The following is a 3,679-nucleotide window of genomic DNA, read 5'->3' as shown; positions in this document are numbered from 1 at the left end:
ATCTTTTATTTTATCATATGATAACTTTGTTGAGTTGATTGAGCGCACCAAATCATAGGGGCTTATATTTTTTTTCTCTGTTGTTAACAAATCAGATAAAGTCTTAACATTAAAATCTTCTTCTGAATATTCTTTTTGGGTTAGATATTTAGTAACTATTTTTGAGTGGTTACTTTTTTGATACCCAAACACTTTTTTAGCTTGTTTATATTTATCTACAACACTTTTATGATGTAAAATCGCGTTACCTAATTTGTATGAATACAAATCTTCTTTATCTAGAGCGTGATCAACTCTATGTTTGGAAACGCTATCTTCCTCGTCCGAACTGTCATATTTAAAAATTGATTTCGACATCACTGGCTAGCTTAGAAGATTTTCTGCTACTTCTACATCTACGCCTATTACATCAACTTGATCAAGTATTGATTCTTTTACATGACTATAATATGGTTGATCAGAATACATATTTTTAAAAGTGCTAAGGTAGTCGTTACTTTCGCTTGCATGATTTTTTACTAAATTTAAGAATTTTCTGATCATGGTTGCAGTATCATCTATATTTTTTAGTGTTTCTTGAATATTTTTTTCTTTTTACATATCAACCTTTTATTTTAAGTTATGAATATTAGTTAATACTATTATAAGTAGATGCGAATGAATAATCAAGATCGATTTGAATTTATTGTTATGCAACTGTATTTAAAATTATAACATAATAAACATCAGAAAATTCACCTCAAATATTGTACATTTAATCGTAAATCGATATACAGTAGAAAATGCAGTCTATTCTCCGATTTAATAGACAATTTTAAAGGTCTGCGTATGTTTGTTTCATGAGCGAGATTGATTTGCTTTCTTTATACATTGTTCCATTCCCTCAAAATGATCTTTATCTACTGCTTTTATTAGATCTAGTATAGCTATCATTACTTCCTTGGTTTCTGATAAAATGCTTGCATCATGCTCTGGGGCACCAATGTTATCTTCATGAGAGTGAGCATGAAGAAACTCTAAGATTCGTTGTTGCTTAACTAAGTCAAATTTGTCTGTTGTTAGCGAATCTCTGAGTAGGTTTTGACAATGAGGATTTTTAAATGCAAAAAATGATTCTAACACTCTGCGAGCAACGTTTGGTATATAATAGTAATCTGCAAGATTTCCTGAATCTTCCTGCTCCGCAGTATTGCAAATTATTTGAAATAGATAATGGTATTCAGATTCGTAGTCTTCTAATAACTTGTCTAATTTTTTAATCTTACTAATACGTCTAGTTGAACTCTTTATGCATTGGGTTTGGTAAAAACTTATCTTTTTACTTTTGTAACGTTCTAAACTTTTAAAGTACCTTCTTACCAGACGAAAGAACGTAAAGTTATGTGTAAGGATAAATAACTGTTTAGCATTTTTAGTTTTTTCTTTTATATATGCAAACGCATGAAATAATGAACTATCATCCATGCTGCACACTGGATCGTCAATCACGACAATGCCGTTACTCATAAAGCTCTTATCTTCTAGAGTTTTAAGGAAATAGAGAAGAGCAATTGCAGTTTTTTCACCTTCGCTCAGCTCTTTAATTGATGTTGGTTTTTCAAAACGATGTATTATATAACCGTTTTCCTTAGATACAAACTTTAGTTCTTCATGACCAAGGTAAGATAGAAGATCTGCATTTATCTGCTCGGCAGCCTTGTGGTGTTCTTTGATTTCCTTTTCAATTTTTCTAATTTCTTCTGTTAGTTTTTTAATATTTTCAGTAGTTTTTAATATCGAAGCTTCTGCATCTTTGATTTGTTGTTTAAACTTTTTATATTCCTCAAGGTAACCAGCTACAATTGATTCTTCGTATGTTTTTCTTGCTTCTTGGGTAATTGTGCTATGTTTTTGACAATCCGAATTATGCTTATTCAAAATATTTATATATTCTTCCAATTTAGCGGCGCCGTTTTCCGGTACAAGCTCATTAAAGACAAAAGATTGAAATGGTTTTGAATTCTTTTGTTGCAAGCTCTCGCGTAATTTTGAAAGAAAGATCGAATATGTTTCAACTACGGCCTGCACATCTGAGCATGCGGTTACATAGCTATTATTAAGATGATCACATATGATTACTTTACTTGGAAAGGAAATGGACAACTCGCTTATACAATTGTTGATTTTCTCAATCAGTGCTGTAATATCTGCAATCATACAGTTATATTCATCATTGAAATGACCTTTGATGCTCTCGATACGCGCTTCCGGCAATGGTTGATCACAAAATTGGCAATCTTTATAACCTTTATGTTGGTGAATATCCAAGCCTTGTTTCACCCATGTTGAAAGTATTTCGTTATTCTTTAGCGAGTCAATTGCAGCTGTAATAACGGTTTTATCTAAGTAAGAAATTGTGGATTTATATAAAGAATCTAAATCTGGTAAAGTAATAGTTGGTATAGATAAGGTTTCTTTAGGAGAACTATCAAAGCATTGTCTGAGTTCAGTAAGTTCTATATCGTTTTTAGTATAATCAGCTGTGCTTTTACCACCTACCACCATTTCTCCTATTTTATCACTAAAAGTATTTTTATTATAATTCTTGTAGCGATTATCAGAAGATATAATTAAAGCATCTTTTATTGCTTTTGCTCCTGTAGTCCTAAGCTTTTCTAATTGATTATTTTTTGCATCTTTTTCTGTACTTAGTGCATCAAGATTTTTTTCCGCCTCTTTGTGCTCAATAGTTTTTGTTTCTACAAGCTTTTGCTTTTCCACATTTTCTTCACCTAAGAAAAAAATGGGGTTTATTTGACCATTATTTGTTGCAAAAATGTTTTCTTCTATATAAGTACGGTTAAATATACGAATTTGTAATCCGTCTGGTAAATAGGTGTTGGCAGAGCCAAGTGTATCACTTTTTATTACTTCTTTACCTACTCCGTTCTGAAGTGTGATTTCAAAATTCCCAGAAAATGATTTTTTGTTTCGTTCAATATCTCTCAAAATGTCAGCGATGGTTGTTTTTCCTGTGCCATTCCATCCATAAATCAAGTTATAATCTGCAAAAAGTTGTAGAGAAGAAGGCCAGGCAAAATCTACAAAGGTGCGGCAATTATTGATTTTATTAATTTTTATAATTTTCATACTACTACTTGTATACTTGTAGGGTAATTGTATTAGTGCTTACAGCACTTACTAAATATTAATCCCACACATATTATTTTATGCAATCGCCCTGATGAGATGTTCAAGCTTACTGCTCATATATTAGTAGGCTTAATAAGCTATCTCATAAAGCTAAAAAATTCTACGCTAAAAATAGCATACATTGGGATATTTCTCAACAAATGATAGCATTATTATGCTGACCCCATGTCGCCAACGTAGCAGTATCAAAAACACATCGGGCTGTTGAAAAAGTCTAGATTAACAAACCATAGATTAAAACATGAATATTATAATCAACTATAGAAGTTAAGTTACTTTTAATATTTGCAGAGGCTTTATTAATTTGATTGATACAGAATACGAAAATATCCAATAATAATAATGGTAGCCTGTACTAGCCTGTACTAGCCTTTTTAGGTTCAGTACAACTCCTATCATATAAGCTTGTATTTGCATATTCGTTAAACCTCTATATTTCGCTCTTTTTAAAGAATGTAAATTTTTAGCTTCAGCATTGATACCTTCA

At 31.3% G+C, this 3,679-nt stretch carries 3 protein-coding genes and 1 pseudogene; all 4 read right to left on the bottom strand.

Going from position 1 to position 3,679, the window contains the following annotated elements; translation table 11 throughout:
• A partial coding sequence (locus Megvenef_RS07955) for a hypothetical protein (RefSeq protein WP_322777417.1) occupies nucleotides 1-357 on the bottom strand: 357 nt, incomplete at its 3' end.
• Between the two features lie 6 nt (nucleotides 358-363).
• On the bottom strand, nucleotides 364-543 hold the full coding sequence (locus Megvenef_RS07950) for a hypothetical protein (RefSeq protein WP_322777416.1): 180 nt from the start codon (nucleotides 541-543) through the stop codon (nucleotides 364-366).
• A 294-nt stretch (nucleotides 544-837) separates the two neighbouring features.
• On the bottom strand, nucleotides 838-3,129 hold the full coding sequence (locus Megvenef_RS07945) for an AAA family ATPase (protein WP_322777415.1): 2,292 nt from the start codon (nucleotides 3,127-3,129) through the stop codon (nucleotides 838-840).
• A 426-nt stretch (nucleotides 3,130-3,555) separates the two neighbouring features.
• Nucleotides 3,556-3,679, bottom strand: a pseudogene (locus tag Megvenef_RS07940) (transposase); the annotation flags it as partial.

The organism is Candidatus Megaera venefica, assembly GCF_034554655.1.
Lineage (GTDB): Bacteria > Pseudomonadota > Alphaproteobacteria > Rickettsiales > Rickettsiaceae > Megaera_A > Megaera_A venefica.
Note: the sequence above shows the minus strand (reverse complement) of the source record. Positions and strands in the feature narration are given on the sequence as shown.

Bases quoted from the DNA above. Each gene is read 5' to 3' on its own strand.
- Megvenef_RS07950 (WP_322777416.1), bottom strand. From the start codon at position 543: ATGATCAGAAAATTCTTAAATTTAGTAAAAAATCATGCAAGCGAAAGT.
- Megvenef_RS07945 (WP_322777415.1), bottom strand. From the start codon at position 3,129: ATGAAAATTATAAAAATTAATAAAATCAATAATTGCCGCACCTTTGTA.